Source organism: Azospirillum sp. VT-I1, assembly GCF_055698305.1.
Map to the genome: position 1 here is coordinate 947,224 of NZ_CP168802.1, position 20,052 is coordinate 967,275.

The following is a 20,052-nucleotide window of genomic DNA, read 5'->3' on the forward strand; positions in this document are numbered from 1 at the left end:
TAGTCCCTCTCGTTCAGTTTCTTGAGAGGGTCTCACGATGACGACCATTCAAACCGCGCATAGCGCCGCAGCTGCGATGCCGGCGCCCTCCGATGCCGGGCTCAGCCGGCCGCTGGTTTTCCTGCTGGCCGCCGGTGCCGGTCTGGCGGCGGCATCGCTCTATTACAGCCAACCGATGCTGGGCATCCTCGGACCCGACATCCAGGCCGACGGCCGGTCGGTCGGCTGGGTGCCGACGCTGACCCAGCTCGGCTATGCCGCCGGCATCCTGTTGCTGGCGCCGCTGGGCGACCGTTTCGACCGGCGCCGGATCATCCTGGCGAAGGCGGCGGTGCTGGTCGCCGCACTGCTGGCGGCGGGATTCGCGCCGTCCATCGCCGGCCTTCTGGCGGCGAGCCTGGTTCTCGGCCTGTCGGCGACGCTGGCGCAGGACATCGTTCCCGCCGCCGCGACGCTGGCCCCGGCGGAACACCGCGGCCGGGTGGTCGGCACGGTGATGACCGGCCTTCTGCTGGGCATCCTGCTGTCGCGGGTGGTCAGCGGCCTCATCGCAGAGCATTTCGGCTGGCGTGCTGTGTTCGTCGCGGCGGCGGGCAGCATCGCGCTGCTGGGCGTTGCGCTGTGGCGCGGCCTGCCGCGCTTCGCACCGACGACAAGCCTGGGTTACGGTGAGCTGCTGGCATCGCTGACCGTGCTGTGGAGCCGCCATCCGGCGCTGCGCCGGGCCGCGATGGCTCAGGGGCTGCTGTCGTTGGGCTTCAGCGCCTTCTGGTCGACGCTGGCGGTCATGCTGCATGGCGCGCCGTTCCATCTGGGTGCCGCCGCGGCCGGTGCCTTCGGTCTGGCCGGCGCGGCGGGTGCGCTGGTGGCGCCGGTCGCCGGCCGCATCGCCGACAGCCGCGGGCCGGAAATGATGACCCGCCTGGGCGCCGGTCTGGCCGCGCTGTCCTTCGCCGCCATGTTCCTGTCGCCGCTGGTGCCGGAGGGTGGCCGCCTGTGGCTGCTGGTGGCCAGCGCCGTCGGCTTCGACCTGGGCGTCCAGGCCTCGCTGATCGCCCACCAGACCATCGTCTACGGCATCGATCCGGCCGCCCGCAGCCGCCTGAACGCGGTGCTGATGGTGGGCATGTTCATCGGCATGGCGGCCGGCGCCACGCTGGGCAGCCAAGCGCTGGCGGCTTGGGGCTGGAACGGCGTCATCGCGGTGGCGACCGCGGCCTCCGTCGCCGCACTGGTCCTGCGGCTGTTCACCCGGCCGGAACGGTAACCCGGCCGCCGTCACCAAGGTTCAGGTTCGGCTTTCCACAGGCCCTGGGATCATGCGGCTCCGCATGGTCCCAGGGCGTTTCATTGTTCACGGCTCGCTGGCTTGCCCCATCGAGCGGTCGATGCCGGCCGCCCGGCTGGCGATGAGCCGGTCGATGTTCTCCAGGAAGACCCGCAGGATGGGAGAGGGGTTGTCCGCCCGATATCCCGCGGCGATCTCGATCACCGGCGCATTTCCGGCAAGGGGTCGGCTCACCAGCGAGCGCGGCAGCAGGGTCTCGACATAGGCGGGCAGCAGCGTGATTCCGCCGGTGGACGCCACCAGCGAGATTCCCGTGGCGATGCCGTCAAGCTTGTGGGCCGGCGACACCACGATGCCGCGGTCCCGCAGATAGCGCTCCACGATGCCGCGCAGCACATGCGGCGTGTCGGTGTAGCCGATGAAGGATGCCGGATCGATGTCGCGCACGTTGATTGCGGAGCAGGCGGCCAGGGGATGATCCCTCGGCAGGATGACCAGGATCGGCTCATGCGCGATGACCTTGTAGGACACGTCCGGCTGCGGTTCGAGCCGGCAGATGCCGAGATCGATCTCCCCCCGCTGGATGGCTTCGCCGATGTCGGGCGAGAAGTCGCTCGATACCCGGAAATCGATATCCTTCAGATGGCCGCGGAGCATCTGGGTGACATGCGATAGCCACTCCACCTCCTGGCCGGTCAGGAAGCCGACCGAGAAGCTCGGTTTGGGCGGCCGGACCGCCCGCCGCGCCGCGGCGACGGCATCGGCCGCCGCCTGCAACGACAGCCGGGCGTGCTCCAGAAAGGCGCGGCCGGCCGGCGTGAGTTCGACACCGCGGGAGCTTCGCAGCAAAAGCTGTGCGCCGACCTCCAGTTCCAGGTCGCGCAGCTGGCGGCTCAGCGATGGCTGCGCGGTGTGCAGGCGCCGTTCGGCGGCCACCGTCAGGCTGCCCTCCTCGGCCACGGCGACGAAGTAGCGAAGATGACGGAGTTCCATCGGATGCCATGCCTGTAAGGTATGGATGTTACATATACGAAGTCGTTCCCAGGCTGCAAGCCAGCCGTTATCAAGGTGCTGCAGACACGTAACCGGTGCCGCCTGGGCATGGCCGGAGAGCGGGAGTCCGCCTTCGTCGCCGCGAGCCCGCAAAACGGTTCCGGAACCGGCCGCCGGTGAGTTCTCTCCACCGGCTGACGGCGGCCCCCACACGCCACAACGGGAAACACTCAATGACCACCATCTCCATCGTGACCGGCGGCAGCCGCGGGCTCGGCCGCAACACCGCTCTCAGCATCGCGCGGCGCGGCGGCGACGTGATCCTCACCTACCGCAGCAAGGCCGCGGAGGCGGAGGCCGTCGTGTCCGAGATCCAGGCGCTCGGACGTCGGGCAGCGGCGCTGCAACTCGACACCGCCGATGTTTCCGGCTTTCCCGCCTTCGTCGAACGTGTCCGCTCCGCTTTGCGCGGCTGGGACCGCGACCGCTTCGATCATCTGGTCAACAATGCCGGCCATGGCGAAATGGCAGCCTTCGCCGAAACGACCGAGGCGCAGTTCGACCTGATCTTCAACGTCCATGTGAAGGGCGTTTTCTTCCTGACCCAGGCGTTGCTGCCGCTGCTGGCGGACGGCGGCCGGATCGTGAACTTCTCCTCCGGCCTGACCCGGGTGTCCTTTCCCGGATTCTCGGCCTATTCGGCGGCCAAGGGTGCGGTCGAAATCCTCACCCACTATCTGGCGAAGGAACTCGGCCCCCGCGGCATCACCGCCAACGCGATTGCGCCGGGAGCCATCGAGACCGACTTCCTCGGCGGCGCGGTACGCGACACTCCGTCTTACAACGAGGCCTTCGCCGCCATGACGGCGCTTGGCCGTGTCGGTGTGCCCGACGACATCGGCCCGGCCGTGGCGAGCCTGCTCGGCCCCGACAACCGCTGGGTCACCGCCCAGCGCATCGAGGTCTCGGGCGGCCAGAACATCTGAACCGGGGACAGCGGACAATATTTCCATAATTCATGTTATGCGTGATTCCGACCGCGACCGGGGCGGGGCGGGAAGGTCCCCTCCCGGCCCGGCTGCGGCCGTCAGTTCTTCAGCTTGTAGCCGGTGCGGAAGATCCACCAGACGACGGCAAGGCAGATCCCCAGCATCAGCGCCACCATGGCAAGGCTCAGCGCCACGGGCACGTCGGCGGCGCCGTAGAAGCTCCAGCGGAAGCCGCTGACCAGATAGACGACCGGGTTGAACAGAGTGACCTGCTGCCAGAAGGGCGGCAGCATGCTGATCGAATAGAAGCTTCCGCCCAGGAAGGCCAGCGGCGTGACGATCAGCATCGGCACGATCTGCAGCTTTTCCCAGCCGTCGGCCCAGATGCCCAGGATGAAGCCCAGCAGGCTGAAGGTGACCGAGGTCATCACCAGGAAGGCGACCATCCAGAACGGATGGGCGATGGAGAAGTCCACGAACAGCCTTGCGGTCAGCAGGATCAGCGTGCCCAGGATGACCGACTTCGTCGCCGCCGCCCCGACATAGCCGATCACCGTCTCGAAGGCGGAAACCGGGGCCGACAGCAGTTCGTAGATCGTGCCGGAATAGCGCGGCATGTAGATGCCGAAGGAGGCGTTCGACACGCTCTCCGTCAGCACCGACATCATGACGAGGCCGGGGACGAGGAATGCGCCGTAGCTGACGCCCTCCACCGCCGCGAAGCGGCCGCCGATCGCCGCCCCGAAGACGATGAAGTACAGCGACGTGGAGATCACCGGCCCGGCGATGCTCTGGAACAGCGTGCGCCAGGTGCGGGCCAGCTCGAAGATGTAGATGGCCTTGATCGCATGCAGGTTCATGCCCGCTCCTTCACGAGGCTGACGAAGATCTCCTCCAGGGAGCTTTCCTCGGTGCGCAGGTTCGTATAGGTGATTCCGTGGTCGCCCAGCTTGCGCAGCAGCCCGGCGATGCCGGTGCGCTCGCCCTGGGTGTCGAAGCTGTAGACCAGCTCCCGCCCGTCGCCCGACAGGGTCAGGGGATAGCCGGCGAATTCGGCCGGGATGGCGTCCAGCGGTGCTTGCAGTTGCAGCGTCAGCAGCCGCTTGCCCAGCTTTTCCATCAGCGCGGCCTTGTCCTCCACCAGGATGATCCGCCCGCCGGAGATCACGCCGATGCTGTCGGCCATCTCCTCGGCCTCTTCGATGTAATGGGTGGTCAGGATGATGGTGACGCCGCTGTCGCGCAGGCGCCCGATCATCTCCCACATGCCGCGGCGAAGCTCCACATCGACGCCGGCGGTCGGTTCGTCCAGGAACAGGACGCGCGGCTCGTGCGACAGCGCCTTGGCGATCAGCACGCGCCGCTTCATGCCGCCGGACAGCGCCATGACCTTGGTGTCCTTCTTGTCCCACAGGGACAGGTCCTTCAGGATCCGCTCGATCACCGCCGGGTTGGGCGGCTTGCCGAACAGGCCGCGGCTGAAGCTGACGGTCGCCCAGACGCTCTCGAACGACTCGGTCGTCAGCTCCTGCGGGACGAGGCCGATCAGGGACCGCGCGGCGCGCCAGTCGCGCATGATGTCGTGGCCGTCCACCGTCACGCTGCCGGCCGTCGCCCGGACGATGCCGCAGACGATGCTGATCAGCGTGGTCTTGCCGGCGCCGTTCGGACCGAGCAGCGCGAAGATCTCGCCGCGGCGGATGTCGAGATCGACGCCCTTCAGGGCCTGGAAGCCGGACGCATAGGTCTTCTCCAGGCCACGGATCTCAATGATTGGCTGCATGTCTCCCCTCGGCTGGCGGGTGCGCCACTTGCGGACGCTTTCGGAAGCGGGAGCCACAATAGCGTCTGACGGCCCTTGCCGCACCCGCGTTAGCGGTAACAGCCGCTATGCGGCGATGTCCGCGCCCTTCCCCGCCCGCATGCCCCATGCCCCCGCCCTACTCCCCACGCGTCGGCACGGCTTCATCCGGCGGGATCGGCCGCCATCGCCCTCCGCAGGACCGGCAGGACGCGGGGATCGCCCGACTGCGCGACGTTGAAACGCAGGAAGGCCGCGGCCGATTGCGAGACGCTGAACACGTTGCCGGGCGCCAGGACGATGTTTTCCTCCAGGGCCGCGCGGGCGACCGCCGCGGAATCGAGGCCGTCCGGCAGGCGGCACCAAAGATAGAAGCCGCCGCGCGGCATGAGCCAGGGCCGGATGCCGAGCGGCTCCAGCCGGGCCGCCGTCTCCTGTCTGGCCCGTGAAAGGCGCTGGCGCAGCTCTGCCATATGCTTGCGGTATCCGCCGCCCGCAAGCACCGCGGCGACCAGTTCGGTCGCCACCGGGCTCGGCCCGCCGAAACTGGTGGCGACCTGGAGATCGACCAGCCCCTCGATCCAGTCCGCCCTTGCGGCGATGTAGCCGCAGCGGATCGAGGCGGACAGCGTCTTGGAAAAGCTGCCGATCCGTATGACACGGTCGAGACCGTCGAGCACGGCGAGGCGCGGCGAAGGCTCCGGCTCGAAATCGGCGAAGATGTCGTCCTCGACGATCGTCATGTCGTGCGCCGAGGCCGCGCTCAGGATTCTGAAGGCCGTCTGTGGCGAGAGCGTTGCGCCGGTGGGGTTGTGGAGGGCGGAGTTGGTGATGTAGAGGCGCGGCCGTTCCGCAGCGACCACCGCTTCGAAGGCCGCCGGATCCGGCCCGGACGGGGTGCAGGGCACGCCGACGACCCTGGCCCGGTGCGCCCGAAGCAGCGCCTGGAAGTTGAAATAGCAGGGATCGTCGACCAGGACGGTGTCGCCGGGCGCCAGCAGGAAGCGGCAGATCAGGTCGATCGCCTGCGTCCCCGAAGCGGTCAGCAGGATCTGGTCGGGCGACGCTTCGATGCCCTCTTCGGCAAACCGCCCGAGCAGCAGCCGGCGCAGCGCCGGCGAGCCGCGGGTGCCGCCGTAATCGGCGAGCAGCGCGTCGCCGCTACGCGCCAGCGTCCGCATGGCACGGCGGAGGGCGCCGGTCGGCATCCAGTCCGCCGGCAGCCAGCCGCAGCCGGGCTTCGGCACCGCCGGATCGGCGTCGAGCGATTGGCGCGACACCCAGAAGGGATCGACGGCCCGGTCGCGCCGGGCGCCCGTGCCGGCAAGCGTCATCGGCGGCAGGCCGGTTCCGGCGACATAGAATCCCGACCCGCGCCGGGCACGGATCAGTCCCTCGGCGGCGAGGCGGTCATAGGCCTCGACGACCGTGGACGGCGAAACGCCCATGGTCGCGGCGAAGCGCCGGATCGAGGGCAGCCGGTCTCCGGACACCAGGGCACGGCTCGACAGCTTCGTCCGGATGGCCTTCATCACCTCGCCGGTGCGGGTGGCGTCCTCGTCCTGCATGCGACCTCCGACAACCGTATGGCCCGACGTAGCCATACAGATCTGCCAAATTGTACTGCACTGTCCCTGTCCGGGCCAGCCCCGCTCTCCTAGGATCGGGATCCGGAAAACGAGGGATCGTCATGGACAGGGATCTGAAAGGGAAAGGATGGGGCAGCGGCCTCGTGGGCGTGGTCATCTTCAGCGGCTCCCTGCCGGCGACGCGGGTTGCCGTCGCGGACTTCTCGCCGCTGTTTCTCACCTCGGCCCGCGCGCTGATCGCCGCATGTCTGGGGGCGGCGATCCTGGCCGCCTTCCGGCAGGCGAAGCCGGCGCGCGGCGATCTGGGGCCGCTCGCCGTGGTGGCGCTCGGGGTGGTGGCCGGATTTCCCCTGCTGACGGCGCTCGCGCTTCAGCACATCACGTCGGCGCATTCGATCGTCTTTATCGGCCTCCTGCCGCTCGCCACCGCCGTCTTCGGCGTTCTGCGCGGCGGGGAGAGGCCGAGGCCGGCCTTCTGGCTGTTCTCATGCCTGGGCGCCGCCGCGGTCGCCGGCTTCGCCCTCTTCAACGGCGGCGGCGCTTCGCTGGTCGGCGATCCGCTGATGGTGGCCGCCGTCCTGCTTTGCGGTCTCGGCTATGCGGAGGGGGCGACGCTGTCGCGCCGGCTCGGCGGCTGGCAGGTCATCTCGTGGGCGCTGATTCTGGCGCTGCCGGCGATGGCGATCCTCGCCCTGGCGACGGCGCCCGACTCCTGGAGCGGGATCGGCGGGCCGGCCTGGGTCGGACTCGCCTATGTTTCGATCTTCAGCATGCTGGTCGGCTTCATCTTCTGGTATCGCGGCCTCGCACTCGGCGGCATCGCGGGCGTCGGGCAGCTGCAGCTGCTTCAGCCCTTCTTCGGCCTGGTGCTGGCGGGCCTGCTGCTGCACGAGCCGGTCGCCTGGACGATGATCGCGACCACGGGTCTGGTCGTGCTTTGCGTGGCGGGCGCCAAGCGCTTCGCGTGAGGCCCGCCCATCTCCGCCCGGCCGCCGCCTCCCGCTCGCCGCCCAGGCATGATGTAGCAACACTACAGAGCCGCAACCCAAGCACGCATCCGCAGCATTTTCCTGGAAAATTCTTGTTTTCCAACCTGCCGCCCCTGCGCCCCCTGCGACGGAATTACCCAGGGGGCGCGCTTGCACGGTCTGCCCCGACAGGAGTATGTAGTAAAGCTACAAGGCGGGAGCGAAGACCGGCACGGTTCCGGAGCCTCCCCGCCGACGGGCCTGCACCGATGCGCGGCAGCGAGGACATCGACCGATGAACATGGACAACAAGGACGTGGGGGGCTGGAGCCAGCCGACTCCGCAGACACTCGACGCACTGATGCCCGACGCCATCGCGCTCGCCGCCGAGAATCTCGGCGTCAAGAAGGCACATTACGACACTCCCACCCTGTTCGCACTGGCTGTGCTGGCCGGCGCCTTCATCGCGCTGGGCGGCCTGTTCGCCACCGTCACCATGTCGGGGGCGGAAGGCATGCTGCCCTACGGCCTGACCCGGCTGCTGGGCGGGCTGGTCTTCTCCATGGGGCTGATCCTGGTGATCGTCGGCGGCGCGCAGCTGTTCACCGGCGACGCGCTGATGGTGATGGCCTGGGCCAGCGGCCGGCTGCATGCCCGCGAAATGATGCGGGTGTGGACCACGGTCTGGATCGGCAACTTCGTCGGCGCCGCCGGCACGGCGCTGCTGGTCTTCCTGTCGGGGCAATACACCTTCGGGCACGGCGCGGTCGGCGCATCGGCGCTGTATTTCGCGGTCGCCAAAAGCTCGCTGCCGACAAGTCAGGCCTTCTTCCTCGGCATCCTCTGCAACGTGCTGGTCTGCCTCGCCGTCTGGCTGGCGCTGGGTGCGCGCAGCGTCGGCGACAAGATCCTCGCGATCACCTTCCCCGTCGCCGCCTTCGTCGCCGCCGGCTTCGAGCACTGCGTCGCCAACATGTACTTCGTCCCGCTCGGCCTGCTGATCGAATGGGGGGCGCCGGACAGCTTCTGGGCCGACCTCGGCCGCTCCGCCCCGTCCATCCCTGTCGGCCACTACTTCATCAATCTGGCCGCCGTCACCATCGGCAACTGGATCGGCGGCGCGGTCATGGTGGGTGCGGTTTACTGGTTCATCTACCGCCGCCCCAAGCTGCGCTGAGCGGCGGCGCACCTCCCCTCCCCCACCCCCTTCTCCCATCCGTCATCCCCGCGAAAGCGGGGATCCAGGCCGCCTCGCCGGCTTCCCTCCGCATGCCCTGGAGTCCCGCCCCGGCGGGAATGACGGTCCAAATCGACGCGGCCATGTCAAATCGGCCATCTGCCCCACCGAACAACCCTTCAAGACACGGGACATCCCTTCCCATGAGCGCCATCACCGAAATCCGCGCCCGCGAAATCCTGGACAGCCGCGGCAACCCCACCGTCGAGGTCGACGTGACCCTCGAGACCGGTGCCTTCGGCCGCGCCGCGGTGCCGTCGGGCGCCTCCACCGGCGCCCATGAGGCGGTCGAACTGCGCGACGGCGAGAAGAGCCGCTTCGGCGGCAAGGGCGTGCTGAAGGCCGTTCAGTCGGTCAACGGCGAACTCGCCAAGGCCCTGATCGGCATGGATGCCGCCGACCAGCGCGTGCTCGACATGACCATGATCGAGATCGACGGCACCGAGAACAAGGGCCGGCTGGGCGCCAACGCCATCCTGGGCGTGTCGCTGGCGGTCGCCCGCGCCGCCGCCGAGGATGCCGGCCTGCCGCTCTACCGCTATGTCGGCGGCGCCTTCGCTTCGCTGCTGCCGGTTCCGATGATGAACATCATCAACGGCGGCGCCCATGCCGACAACCCCATCGACATCCAGGAATTCATGATCATGCCGGTGGGCGCCGAGACCGGCGCCGACGCCATCCGCATGGGTTCCGAGATCTTCCAGTCCCTCAAGAAGAAGCTGAAGGACGCCGGCCACAACACCAATGTCGGCGACGAGGGCGGCTTCGCCCCCAACATCGGCTCCACCGACGAGGCGCTCGGCTTCGTCATGAAGGCCATCGAGGCTGCCGGCTACAAGCCGGGCGACGACGTCATGCTGGCGCTCGACGCTGCCTCGACCGAGTTCTTCAAGAACGGCAAGTATGAGCTGGCCGGTGAGGGCAAGTCGCTGTCGCCGGAGCAGATGGTCGCCTACTGGTCCGATCTGGTCGGCCGCTTCCCGATCATCTCCATCGAGGACGGCATGGCCGAGGACGACTGGGAAGGCTGGAAGGCGCTGACCGACGCCATCGGCAACAAGGTGCAGCTGGTCGGCGACGACCTGTTCGTTACCAATCCGAAGCGCCTGGCCCAGGGCATCCGCCAAGGTGTCGCCAACTCAATCCTGGTGAAGGTGAACCAGATCGGCACGCTGTCGGAGACGCTGGAGGCCGTCGATATGGCGCACAAGGCCGGCTACACCGCCGTCCTGTCGCACCGCTCGGGCGAGACCGAGGACAGCACCATCGCCGACCTCGCCGTCGCCACCAACTGCGGCCAGATCAAGACCGGCTCGCTGAGCCGTTCGGATCGCCTCGCCAAGTACAACCAGCTGATCCGCATCGAGGAGCAGCTGGGTGTGGCCGCCCGCTTCGCCGGCCGCGGCATCCTGAAGGCCTGATTTCCAGAGATCCTGAAGTCCCGACGCCCTGCGGCCGCCCCGCCCCGCCTTCTCCCGCCCCCGGAGAGGCGACAAGGACCGGAACGGCCGCGCCCAAAGGGACCTCCAGGACGGGCGGCGAGCCGTCATGATCGCTGAGATTGCTCGCCCTTGTGCCCCCTTCCCCCGACTCTCTCCCCGGGGGAAGGGGGATCCCCGCCCAGCCGCACATCGTACCTGCGGCATAGTGTCAAGGCCGGGGATTTCCGTTGGTTCTATGTTGCAATGCACATTTGATATACTAATATATCTATAGTCCCCGCGCGGCGCAGAAAGCCGGCCCAAGCCGGCAGCGGAACGTCTCCGATTTTCTAGGCGCTGCCCTGTCGGACCGTAAAACGGGCCGCTCGATCGACCCGGTCAACCGGAGTGTTCAAAAAATGCGTGCCAGTGGTGAAGCGTTCGGCAACGGCATCGGCGCCGTGGTCGAGAATGTGACCTTCGACGAGATTCAGATCGGCCAGACGGCCAGCCTTTCCCGCCAGCTGACGCTGATGGATGTGGAGCTGTTCGCCACCGTGTCGGGCAACATCAACCCGGCCCATCTCGACCCGAAATTCGCGGCCGACAGCCGCTTCCAGAAGGTGATCGGCCCGGGCATGTGGTCGGGCTCGCTGATCTCCGGCGTGCTCGGCACCTATCTGCCCGGCGCCGGGTCGCTCTATGCCGGCCAGAGCCTGCAGTTCCGCCGCCCGGTCGGGCTCGGCGACATCGTCACCGCCACGGTGACCGTCATCGAGAAGCGCCCGGCCAAGAACGTCGTCGTCTTCGACTGCGTCTGCACCAACCAGGATGGCGAAGTCGTCGTCCTCGGCACCGCCGAGGTGATCGCCCCGACCCAGAAGGTCGTCCGCCCGGCGCATGAGCTGCCGCAGATCCAGATGATCCGCCACGACAAGCACGACGCCCTGCTCGCCAAGTGCGACGAACTGCCGCCGGTCGTCACCGCCGTGGCCTATCCCTGCGATGCCAGTTCCCTCCAGGGTGCGGTCGAGGCCGCCCAGGCCGGCCTGATCGACCCGATCCTGGTCGGGCCGGAAGCGGTCATCCGCAAGGTCGCGGCCGCCAACGGGCTGGACATCGCCCGCTACCGCATCGTCGATGCAGCCCACAGCCGCGCCGCTGCGGCAGCCGCCGTGGCGCTGGCCCGCACCGGCGAGGCCGAAGCGGTGATGAAGGGCAGCCTGCACACCGACGAGCTGATGGGCGAGGTGGTGAAGAAGGAGACCGGCCTGCGCACCGCCAGCCGGATCAGCCACGTCTTCCTGATGAATGTGCCCACATACTCCAAGACGCTGCTGATCACCGACGCGGCGATCAACATCTACCCGACGCTGGAGGACAAGGTCCACATCGTGCAGAACGCCATCAACCTCGCCAAGGTGCTGGGCGTCGACACCCCGCGCGTCGCCATTCTGTCGGCGGTGGAGACGATCAACCCGAAGATCAACACCACGCTGGAAGCCGCAGCACTCTGCAAGATGGCCGACCGCGGCCAGATCACCGGCGGCATCCTGGACGGCCCGCTGGCCTTCGACAACGCCATCTCCGCCGAGGCCGCCCGCACCAAGGGCATCACCTCCCCGGTCGCCGGGCAGCCGGACATCCTGCTCGCTCCCGATCTGGAGGCCGGCAACATGCTGGTCAAGCAGCTGTCCTTCCTGGCCAACGCCGACCTCGCCGGCATCGTGCTGGGCGCCAAGGTGCCGGTCATCCTCACCAGCCGCGCCGACAATGTGCGGGCGCGCCTCGCTTCCTGCGCCGTCGCCTCGCTGGTCGCCGCCGCTCAACGCCAGCCGAAGCTCGCGCTGGCCGCCGAATAGGACGTTTCCGTCATGGCTGCACATTCCAAATCCGGCAGCGACGCCTGCCTCGTCATCAACGCCGGCTCCTCCAGCCTGAAGTTCTCCGTCTTCCAGGGCGGCAGCGCCGCGGAGCTTGAGCCGGTCGTCACCGGCCAGATCTCCGGCATCGGCACGGCGCCGCGCTTCGAGGCGAAGGACGCCGCCCGCCACAAGATTGCCGACCACAGCTGGGCCGCCGGTGAGAATCCGGGCCGTCCGGAGCTGCTCCACCATCTGCTCGACTGGATCGGCGACACGCTGAAGGGCGCCACGCTGGTGGCCGCCGGTCATCGCGTCGTCCATGGCGGCACCCGCTTCTCCGCCCCCGTGCGCGTCACCCCGACGGTGCTCGACCAGTTGGAGGAGCTGATCCCGCTCGCTCCGCTGCACGAGCCGCACAACATCGCCGCCATGCGGGCGCTGGCCCAGGTCTACCCGTCGCTGCCGCAGGTGGCCTGTTTCGACACCGCCTTCCACCAGACCCAGCCCTGGCAGTCGCAGACCTTCGCCATCCCGCGCGAACTGACGGCGGAAGGCATCCGCCGCTACGGCTTCCACGGGTTGAGCTACGAGTACATCGCCCACCGTCTGCCGCAGGTGGCGCCGGAACTGGCGAATGCGCATGTGGTGGTCTGCCATCTCGGCAGCGGCGCCAGCCTGTGCGCCATGCGCGCCGGGCACAGCGTCGACACCACCATGGGCTTCACCGCTCTGGACGGCGTGCCGATGGGCACCCGGCCGGGCGCCATCGACCCCGGCGTGCTGATCTACCTGATGCGCGAGAAGGGCTACGGCGCCGACGAGCTGGAGAAGCTGCTCTACCACAAGTCGGGCATGCTGGGCGTGTCGGGCCTCTCCAACGACATGCGCGACCTGGAGAATTCCGACCTGCCGGCCGCGGCCGAGGCGGTGGAGCTGTTCTGCCACAACGTCGCCAAGCAGGTGGCGGCGCTGGCCGGCTCGATGGGCGGGCTGGACGCGGTGGTCTTCACCGCGGGCGTGGGCGAGAACTCCACGCTGGTGCGGGCACGGGTGGCGGAGAAGCTGGGCTGGCTCGGCGTGTCGATCGACCCGGCGGCCAACCGGGCGAAGGCGACGCGCATCTCCGCCCAGGAGAGCCGCGTGCCGGTCTTCATCATCCCGACCGACGAGGAACGGATGATCGCCCGCCACACGCTGGGCGTCATCTCCGCCGACGCGCTGAGCCGGGCGGCGTAAAGGCCCTCTCCTGCCAGTGGAGTCCCCTCTCCCCCGGGGAGAGGGAGATCGGAAACGTCATCATGGAACAGGTCCCCACAGTATCCACCGCCAGACCGCCGGAAAATGTCCGGCTCGGCATCCTGTCGATGCTGCTGGCGATGGCCCTGATGACCGTCATGAACGCGCTGGCCAAGATCCTGGCGGAAAGCTATCCGCTGGGCGAGGTCACCTTCTTCCGCAACCTGTTCGCCCTGTTGCCGGCGGTCGGCATGGTGGTCGCGGCGGGCGGGCGGCGCTGCCTGCACACCACCCATTGGCAGGGGCATCTGTGGCGGGCCGTCGTCGGCCTCGCCTCCATGGTGCTGCTGTTCTGGGCCTATCACCTGATGCCGCTCGCCAACGCGGTGGCGATCTCCTACTCCGCGCCGCTGTTCCTGACCGCCCTGTCGGTCCCGCTGCTGGGCGAGAGGGTCGGCGCCTTCCGCTGGGGTGCGGTGGTGGTGGGTTTCGCCGGGGTGCTGATCATGGTGCAGCCGGGTCCGGACATGGTCGACCGCGGCGCCATCGTCGCCCTGACCGCGGCGGTCTGCTACGCCCTGGCGATGATCGCCATGCGCCAGTTGGGCCGCACGGAAAAGCCGGTGACGACGGTGTTCTACTTCACCGTCATCTCCACGGCGCTCAGCGCGCTGGCCCTGCCCTTTGGCTGGATCACGCCGGACGCCCATGCGCTGACGCTGATGGCGGGCATGGGGATCGCCGGCGGCGGCGCCCAGTATTTCAGCACGCGGGCCTATTCGCTGGCGCGTGCCGTGGTGGTCGGTCCCTTCAGCTACGCCAGCCTGATCTATGCGACGATCCTCGGCTGGCTGGTCTGGGGCGACGTGCCGGCCGCCCATGTGATGGTCGGCGCCGCCATCGTCATCGCCAGCGGCCTGCTGATCCTGTACCGCGAGACCCGCCGTGCCGCCGGTTCCGCCCCGCAGGCGGATTCTTCTGCGAAAGCGGGCGCCGGTCCGGTCCGGACCGCGTGAGCAGGGTCACCGATTTACGTTTCAAGGAAAGGACAGGCATCATGGTTACGACCGATGTCCATGGCATTCCGGCTCCCCGCCTGACCGGCCGGATGCAACTGATCCAGGGTGGACGGAGCAGCGGCGCATCGCAGCGGCCGGCGCCCCATGCCCCCGCCGGCCGGGTCTGCGCCGGCAGAGTCTGCGCCATCGTCGGCGGCACCGGCTTGGCCGCCAAGCTGGACCTGCTGGCCCGGCTGGTGACGCGGGTCGACGTGCTGGCGCTCGGCGGCGGCATCGCCAACAGCTTCCTGGCCGCGGCCGGCACCGACATGGGGGCCTCGCTGTGCGACCATGACCTCATCGGCGAGGCGCGCAAGCTCCTTGACAAGGCCAGGGCCTGCAGCTGCGAGCTGCTGCTGCCGGTGGACGTGGTGGTGGCGACCGAGGCGCGGGAGGGGACGGAGGACCGAATCGTCTCCTGCGCCGCCATCGGGCCGGAGGACATGGCCCTCGACATCGGTCCGGCGACCGTCGCACGGCTGACCGGCTGCGTCGAGGCCGCCGGGACGGTGGTCTGGACTGGCCCGCTCGGCGTCTACGAGATCGCCCCCTTCGACGGCGGCACCAACGCACTCGCCTGGTTCATCGCCCGGCGCACCCGCGACGCCGGCCTGCGCTCGGTGGCGGCGGGCGACGACACCATCGCGGCGCTGGCCGCAGCTGGGGTGGACTGCCGCTTCGGCGAGCTGACCAGCCGCGACGCCCTGCCGGACTGGCTGGACGGCGCCACCCCCCGCGCGGTCCCGGCATAGGAGCCGGTCTGCGCTTAAGAATTGTATCCCCGGCGGGCAGAAACCCGCCTTTCACGGTTGAAACGGGTCTCCGCCCCAATCGGCACGAGACCGCAACGGAACGACTGGAGCACATCATGGCTGTACGGGTAGCGATCAACGGTTTTGGCCGCATCGGCCGTCTGGTTCTGCGCGCCATCTACGAGAGCGGCCGCAAGGACGTGGAGGTCGTGGCGATCAACGACCTGGCCGATCTGAAGGCCAACGCGCACCTGCTGAAGTACGACAGCGTCCACGGCCGCTTCCCCGGCACCATCGAGACGGGCGAGGGCGTCCTGATCGTCAACGGCCACTCCATCAAGGTCGTGCAGGAGCGTGACCCGGCCAAGCTGCCGTGGAAGGATCTCGGCGTCGAGATCGCCATGGAATGCTCGGGCATCTTCACCAAGCGCGCCGATGCCGCCAAGCATCTGGAAGCCGGCGCGCAGAAGGTCCTGATCTCGGCCCCGGCCACCGACGAGGACATCACCGTCGTCTATGGCGTCAACCACGACAAGCTGACCGCCGAGCACAAGATCGTTTCCAACGCGTCGTGCACCACCAACTGCCTGGCCCCGGTCGCGCATGTCCTCCACAACCTGGTGGGCATCGAGAAGGGCTTCATGACCACGATCCACTCCTACACGGGTGACCAGCGGATCGTCGACACCAACCACAAGGACCTGCACCGCGCCCGCGCGGCGGCCCTGAACATGATCCCGACCTCCACCGGTGCGGCCAAGGCGGTCGGCAAGGTTCTGCCGGAGCTGAAGGGCAAGCTGGACGGCACCGCCATGCGCGTTCCGACCCCGAACGTGTCGGTGGTCGACTTCAAGTTCACCGCCAAGCGCGCCACCTCGGTGGAAGAGATCACCAAGGCGATCTCGGATGCCGCCAACGGCCCGCTGAAGGGCGTGCTGGGCGCCTATGACGAGGAGCTGGTGTCCTCCGACTTCAACCACGACCCGCACAGCTCGACCTTCGCACTGAAGGAGACGAAAGTCATCGACGGCAATTTCGTGCGCGTCATGGCGTGGTATGATAACGAGTGGGGCTTCTCCAACCGCATGGCCGACACCGCCGTCGCCATGGCGAACGCCAAGTAAGCCTCGCCGAACCAAGAACGCCGACCCAGACCAAAGGAGCCGGACGATGAGCAAGACGATCATGTGGGCCGAAACCGACGCCAAGGGCTTCGAGTCCGAGTGTCTGTTCAACGAGGACAGCCGCCAGTACGAAGTGATGGTCTGCGCATCGGGCCGCCGGCTCTGCCGGTCGGAGTCGTTCCCGGCGCACTCCGATCCCATGCAGGGCATGACCGACGAGGACCGCCGGCGCGCCCTGGAATGCGCCGAACGGCTGGTCACCGAGATCGAACACGATCTGGGCGACCGCTGAACATACAGGACCGGAAAAGGGGGCCGGGACCGCGATCGGAGCGGTCCCGGCCCCCTTTTTTGCACCTTTTCCAGCCTTTCCAGCAGGCCGGCAGCTTTCGCGGCCGCCTCCCCTTTCGTGAGGCGACGGCTTCCGACAGGAGGACTTTCACTCACCCGAAAATCTCATTGCGAGATTTTCCTTTCGATTAGTTCGATTATCTGAATATCCTAACAATCCATCAGCAATTCCTGCGGGTGGATGTTCTTATGCCGGGCTGGGCGGCAACCGATTTGCGTGCCGCCGCCTCCATCGCCCGGGACGACGCCTGAAACGGGATACCGCCGCGATAGGGGCGCTCGAACAGACTGCGTAACCAATCGGAATTTTATTGACGGTACAAGACGAGGGGGCACCAGCATGGCAGAACCTCTGAACACCATTGCCGTTTTATGTGAAGAGGCGAAGGCGATCCACGGCGCGGACGCGTTGGCCGACCTGCCCGAACCGCCGAACCCGTCGCACGCGGGCTGCCAGGAGATGAAGGAGTTCGGCCGCAAGGTGAGCGCCCGGTTGGGAAAGCTGGACCAGACGGCCCTCTGTCTTTCGGGCGGCGGAATCCGCAGCGCCTCCTTCGCGCTTGGTATCATCCAGGCGCTGGCGAGCTGGCCGTCCCGCAATGAACGCCACCAGAAGACATGCGTCCCGCCGCCGGACACCCGACAGGCGCTTCTCGGGCAGTTCGACTATCTTTCGACCGTGTCCGGCGGCGGATACATCGGCAGCTGGCTTTCCGCGTGGCTGACGCGCGATGGTTTCAACAAGGTGTTGCCTGCCCTGCACAGCCGGGACGGTGCAATCGGCGGCGTCGAACCGCCCCAGATCAACGACTTGCGACGCTACAGCAATTATCTGACGCCGAAGGTCGGGCTGCTGTCGGCCGACAGCTGGGCGGCGGCGGCGATGATGGTGCGGAACCTGCTGCTGAACTGGACGCTGCTGCTGCCGCTGTTCCTGCTGAGCATCGTGTTCGTGAAGCTCCTTGTCGTCGGCGTGACGGCACCCGCCACGGTCGGCGGCTCAGGTCAGCCGTGGTTCGGCCGGGGCTGGACCTGGGGCATCGGCCTGCTGACGGCAATTCTCGCCGCATATGCCCTTTCCCTGTCGCAGCGCCTGCATTTCAACCATGCGGCTGAAGGCGACAGGAGGACGGACGAGAGCTTCTCGCAAAAGCAGTTCATCCGTCGCAGCCTCTTGCCGGCGCTTTCAGCGGGATTGCTTTGGACGGCAATTCTGGACAGCAGGTACCTCGCCAGAATTCTGCCGGCGGACTGCTGCTCGGCATCGGTCGATCCGCAGTTCCCCGTCGTCCTGGGCGCAGCGGTCGGGATCGCCATCTTCGGCGCCGCCCGTCTGTATGGACGTTCGAGATCGGGCCAGTATGCAGAGGCGTGGCCAAGGATCGGCGACCTCCGCAACCTGAAATCCTGGGGATGGCTGGTGGCGGGCGCCTGCTACGGCGCCTTCATCGGCTTCGGGGCGAATGTTCTGGCACCCGCATTCGATCCGGTGTCGAACCGGCCGGATCCGCAGCAGCAAATCCTGCTCGTGCTGTTCGGCCTGCCCTGGTTCCTGATGTCGCAGATGGCGGCCGAGTCCGTCTATATCGCGCTGACCAGCAGCGAAACGCGCACCGACGAGCAGCGGGAGTGGTTCGCACGATCGGCGGGATGGTTCATCGCCCTGTCCGTCTTCTGGATTCTGGGCACCGCGCTCATCATCCTGGGGTCGTTCGCCCTGGCGCTGGCACAGGCGGACTGGAGCATGCCGATCGAACTGTCGGCGGTCGGGGCGGCGATCAGCACCGTGGTCGGCTGGCTGGCCGGAGCGAGCAGGCGCACACCGGCCAAAGGGGCGGCGAAGAGCCTGACGGGGAAGATCTACAGCGCCTTGGCGATGGTGGCGGCTGCGCTTTTCTTCGGCTTCCTCGTGGTGCTCGGTTCCGCCTGGACCGATTGGGTCGCACTGAATGCTCCGCTTATCGGATTTCCGCTGGATTGGTTCGTGTTTCTCCGCGTGGCACCGGTTGAAGCGGACCCTTGCTGCAGCGTGACGTCCTATCCCGGCGCAATCCTGCATCTCGTCATCCTGGCCGTCATCCTTGTGGCCGTCGCCTGGTTCGCGTCCCGGTACGTGAACATCAACCGCTTCTCGCTGCATGGCCTCTATCGCAACCGGCTGGTCCGCGCCTTCCTGGGGCCGTCGCACCCCGGCCGGAAGCCCGACCGCTTCACCGGTTTCGACATGGACGACAACATCCACATGTCCAAGCTGTGGGAGACCGGCGCCACGCGGCACAAGGGCGACGACTGGCGCCCCTTCCATATCCTGAACCTGACCCTCAACATGGTGTCGAGCCGGGAACTCGCCTGGCAACAGCGCAAGGCGATGTCCTTCACCGTGTCGCCGCTCCATTCCGGCGCCGCAGGGCTGCATCCGCGGCCGAAGACCGACGGCGTCGCCCGGTCGCTTTATCTCGGCGCCTACCAGAGTTCCAGGACCTATGGCGGAGCCAACGGCATCACGCTCGGCACTGCCATGGCCATCTCCGGCGCGGCGGTGAACCCGAACATGGGCTATCACTCCTCGCCCGTCGTGTCGCTCCTGCTGACGTTGCTGAACGTCCGGCTCGGCTGGTGGCTTGGCAATCCCGGCGAGAGCGGGGCTGGCACCTGGGAACAGAGCGGACCTCCCTATGCCGCGGGACCGATCATAAACGAGGCGTTCGGCCTGACCACCGAAGCGCTTTCCTACGTCAACCTGTCCGACGGCGGACATTTCGAGAATCTCGGGCTTTATGAAATGGTCCGCCGCCGTTGCCGCTACATCGTGGTGAGCGACGCCGGTTGCGACGCGGAGTTCGCCTTCGAGGATCTGGGCAACGCCGTGCGCAAGGTGGAAATCGACTTCGGCATTCCCATCCGCTTCATCCGGCTGCAGGACCTGAAACCGCGGCCGGCCGAGCCGGAGGTGTCGCTGCCCGACACGCCCTACCACTCCATCGGCATCATCGATTATCCGGCCGTGGACGGCAAAGAGGCCGAGTGCGGCATCATCCTGTACGTCAAGGCCAGTTTCCATAACTGCAACGAAAGCGCGGGCGTCAAGGCCTATGCCAAGGCCCATCCCGACTTCCCGCATGAACCGACATCCGACCAGTGGTTCGACGAGGCCCAGTTCGAAAGCTACCGCTCTCTGGGATTCGAAATCATGACCATGATCCTGAACAGGGCGGCCGGTCCCTGCAAGGTCGTTCAGCCCGGACAGCACGACCTGAAAAGCCTGCTGAAGGTGCTTTGCGACGAGGCGATCCGGTCGACGCCCTGCGGTGCGCAGGACGACAAGAAGGAAAACTCCGAGGAATAGCAGCATCGGGATGGACGCGGCCGCCATCGACGGT

At 67.6% G+C, this 20,052-nt stretch carries 16 protein-coding genes; 12 read left to right on the forward strand and 4 right to left on the reverse strand.

Annotated features, from left to right (window positions below; genetic code table 11):
- The first annotated feature begins 37 nt into the window (after window positions 1–37).
- Window positions 38–1,267: an MFS transporter gene (locus AB8P05_RS18245; RefSeq protein WP_472759670.1), complete on the forward strand. Its 1,230-nt coding sequence runs from the start codon at window positions 38–40 to the stop codon at window positions 1,265–1,267.
- Window positions 1,268–1,354: 87 nt separating this feature from the next.
- Here the strand turns inward: AB8P05_RS18245 and AB8P05_RS18250 are convergent, their stop codons facing one another.
- Complete coding sequence (locus AB8P05_RS18250; RefSeq protein WP_472759671.1) at window positions 1,355–2,281, reverse strand: LysR substrate-binding domain-containing protein; 927 nt, start codon at window positions 2,279–2,281, stop codon at window positions 1,355–1,357.
- Window positions 2,282–2,514: 233 nt separating this feature from the next.
- Here AB8P05_RS18250 and AB8P05_RS18255 point away from each other — a divergent pair, with 233 nt between their 5' ends.
- A complete protein-coding gene (locus tag AB8P05_RS18255) occupies window positions 2,515–3,267 on the forward strand; it encodes an SDR family NAD(P)-dependent oxidoreductase (protein WP_472759672.1) in 753 nt (250 codons plus the stop codon).
- A gap of 101 nt (window positions 3,268–3,368) precedes the next feature.
- Here the strand turns inward: AB8P05_RS18255 and AB8P05_RS18260 are convergent, their stop codons facing one another.
- From AB8P05_RS18260 to AB8P05_RS18270, 3 genes are all read right to left on the reverse strand, one after another.
- Window positions 3,369–4,130 carry an ABC transporter permease gene (locus AB8P05_RS18260; RefSeq protein ID WP_455173841.1) on the reverse strand — a complete coding sequence of 254 codons (762 nt, stop codon included), beginning with the start codon at window positions 4,128–4,130 and terminating at the stop codon, window positions 3,369–3,371.
- On the reverse strand, window positions 4,127–5,053 hold the full coding sequence (locus AB8P05_RS18265) for an ABC transporter ATP-binding protein (RefSeq protein ID WP_455173842.1): 927 nt from the start codon (window positions 5,051–5,053) through the stop codon (window positions 4,127–4,129). Before AB8P05_RS18265 ends, AB8P05_RS18260 begins: the two co-directional genes overlap by 4 nt.
- A gap of 182 nt (window positions 5,054–5,235) precedes the next feature.
- Window positions 5,236–6,639 carry an aminotransferase-like domain-containing protein gene (locus AB8P05_RS18270; RefSeq protein ID WP_472759673.1) on the reverse strand — a complete coding sequence of 468 codons (1,404 nt, stop codon included), beginning with the start codon at window positions 6,637–6,639 and terminating at the stop codon, window positions 5,236–5,238.
- A gap of 122 nt (window positions 6,640–6,761) precedes the next feature.
- On the opposite strand from AB8P05_RS18270, the gene AB8P05_RS18275 reads away from it, so the two are divergent.
- The 10 genes from AB8P05_RS18275 (at window position 6,762) to AB8P05_RS18320 (ending at window position 20,018) form a co-directional block, all read left to right on the forward strand.
- Entirely contained in the window at window positions 6,762–7,628 is an 867-nt protein-coding gene (locus tag AB8P05_RS18275; protein WP_472759674.1) for a DMT family transporter, read from the forward strand.
- Between the two features lie 295 nt (window positions 7,629–7,923).
- The gene (locus tag AB8P05_RS18280; RefSeq protein WP_472759675.1) at window positions 7,924–8,805 is read left to right on the forward strand and encodes a formate/nitrite transporter family protein; all 882 of its coding nucleotides are present in this window, start codon (window positions 7,924–7,926) and stop codon (window positions 8,803–8,805) included.
- A gap of 203 nt (window positions 8,806–9,008) precedes the next feature.
- Window positions 9,009–10,286 (forward strand): phosphopyruvate hydratase, encoded by a 1,278-nt coding sequence (gene eno, locus AB8P05_RS18285; protein WP_472759676.1) that lies wholly within the window; start codon window positions 9,009–9,011, stop codon window positions 10,284–10,286.
- 419 nt (window positions 10,287–10,705) lie between these two features.
- Entirely contained in the window at window positions 10,706–12,148 is a 1,443-nt protein-coding gene (locus tag AB8P05_RS18290; protein WP_472759677.1) for a bifunctional enoyl-CoA hydratase/phosphate acetyltransferase, read from the forward strand.
- Between the two features lie 12 nt (window positions 12,149–12,160).
- The gene (locus AB8P05_RS18295) at window positions 12,161–13,387 is read left to right on the forward strand and encodes an acetate/propionate family kinase (RefSeq protein WP_472759678.1); all 1,227 of its coding nucleotides are present in this window, start codon (window positions 12,161–12,163) and stop codon (window positions 13,385–13,387) included.
- 62 nt (window positions 13,388–13,449) lie between these two features.
- Window positions 13,450–14,403, forward strand: a complete 954-nt coding sequence (locus AB8P05_RS18300; protein WP_472759679.1) for a DMT family transporter — start codon at window positions 13,450–13,452, stop codon at window positions 14,401–14,403.
- A 41-nt stretch (window positions 14,404–14,444) separates the two neighbouring features.
- Window positions 14,445–15,197: a phosphoglycerate kinase gene (gene pgk, locus AB8P05_RS18305; RefSeq protein ID WP_472759680.1), complete on the forward strand. Its 753-nt coding sequence runs from the start codon at window positions 14,445–14,447 to the stop codon at window positions 15,195–15,197.
- Between the two features lie 116 nt (window positions 15,198–15,313).
- Window positions 15,314–16,321 carry a type I glyceraldehyde-3-phosphate dehydrogenase gene (gap, locus tag AB8P05_RS18310; RefSeq protein ID WP_472759681.1) on the forward strand — a complete coding sequence of 336 codons (1,008 nt, stop codon included), beginning with the start codon at window positions 15,314–15,316 and terminating at the stop codon, window positions 16,319–16,321.
- A gap of 46 nt (window positions 16,322–16,367) precedes the next feature.
- On the forward strand, window positions 16,368–16,613 hold the full coding sequence (locus AB8P05_RS18315) for a hypothetical protein (protein ID WP_455173852.1): 246 nt from the start codon (window positions 16,368–16,370) through the stop codon (window positions 16,611–16,613).
- 399 nt (window positions 16,614–17,012) lie between these two features.
- Window positions 17,013–20,018 carry a hypothetical protein gene (locus tag AB8P05_RS18320; RefSeq protein ID WP_472759682.1) on the forward strand — a complete coding sequence of 1,002 codons (3,006 nt, stop codon included), beginning with the start codon at window positions 17,013–17,015 and terminating at the stop codon, window positions 20,016–20,018.
- Window positions 20,019–20,052: the final 34 nt, after the last annotated feature.

Bases quoted from the DNA above. Each gene is read 5' to 3' on its own strand.
- AB8P05_RS18245 (WP_472759670.1), top strand. From the start codon at position 38: ATGACGACCATTCAAACCGCGCATAGCGCCGCAGCTGCGATGCCGGCG.
- AB8P05_RS18250 (WP_472759671.1), bottom strand. From the start codon at position 2,281: ATGGAACTCCGTCATCTTCGCTACTTCGTCGCCGTGGCCGAGGAGGGC.
- AB8P05_RS18255 (WP_472759672.1), top strand. From the start codon at position 2,515: ATGACCACCATCTCCATCGTGACCGGCGGCAGCCGCGGGCTCGGCCGC.
- AB8P05_RS18260 (WP_455173841.1), bottom strand. From the start codon at position 4,130: ATGAACCTGCATGCGATCAAGGCCATCTACATCTTCGAGCTGGCCCGC.
- AB8P05_RS18265 (WP_455173842.1), bottom strand. From the start codon at position 5,053: ATGCAGCCAATCATTGAGATCCGTGGCCTGGAGAAGACCTATGCGTCC.
- AB8P05_RS18270 (WP_472759673.1), bottom strand. From the start codon at position 6,639: ATGCAGGACGAGGACGCCACCCGCACCGGCGAGGTGATGAAGGCCATC.
- AB8P05_RS18275 (WP_472759674.1), top strand. From the start codon at position 6,762: ATGGACAGGGATCTGAAAGGGAAAGGATGGGGCAGCGGCCTCGTGGGC.
- AB8P05_RS18280 (WP_472759675.1), top strand. From the start codon at position 7,924: ATGAACATGGACAACAAGGACGTGGGGGGCTGGAGCCAGCCGACTCCG.
- eno (WP_472759676.1), top strand. From the start codon at position 9,009: ATGAGCGCCATCACCGAAATCCGCGCCCGCGAAATCCTGGACAGCCGC.
- AB8P05_RS18290 (WP_472759677.1), top strand. From the start codon at position 10,706: ATGCGTGCCAGTGGTGAAGCGTTCGGCAACGGCATCGGCGCCGTGGTC.
- AB8P05_RS18295 (WP_472759678.1), top strand. From the start codon at position 12,161: ATGGCTGCACATTCCAAATCCGGCAGCGACGCCTGCCTCGTCATCAAC.
- AB8P05_RS18300 (WP_472759679.1), top strand. From the start codon at position 13,450: ATGGAACAGGTCCCCACAGTATCCACCGCCAGACCGCCGGAAAATGTC.
- pgk (WP_472759680.1), top strand. From the start codon at position 14,445: ATGGTTACGACCGATGTCCATGGCATTCCGGCTCCCCGCCTGACCGGC.
- gap (WP_472759681.1), top strand. From the start codon at position 15,314: ATGGCTGTACGGGTAGCGATCAACGGTTTTGGCCGCATCGGCCGTCTG.
- AB8P05_RS18315 (WP_455173852.1), top strand. From the start codon at position 16,368: ATGAGCAAGACGATCATGTGGGCCGAAACCGACGCCAAGGGCTTCGAG.
- AB8P05_RS18320 (WP_472759682.1), top strand. From the start codon at position 17,013: ATGGCAGAACCTCTGAACACCATTGCCGTTTTATGTGAAGAGGCGAAG.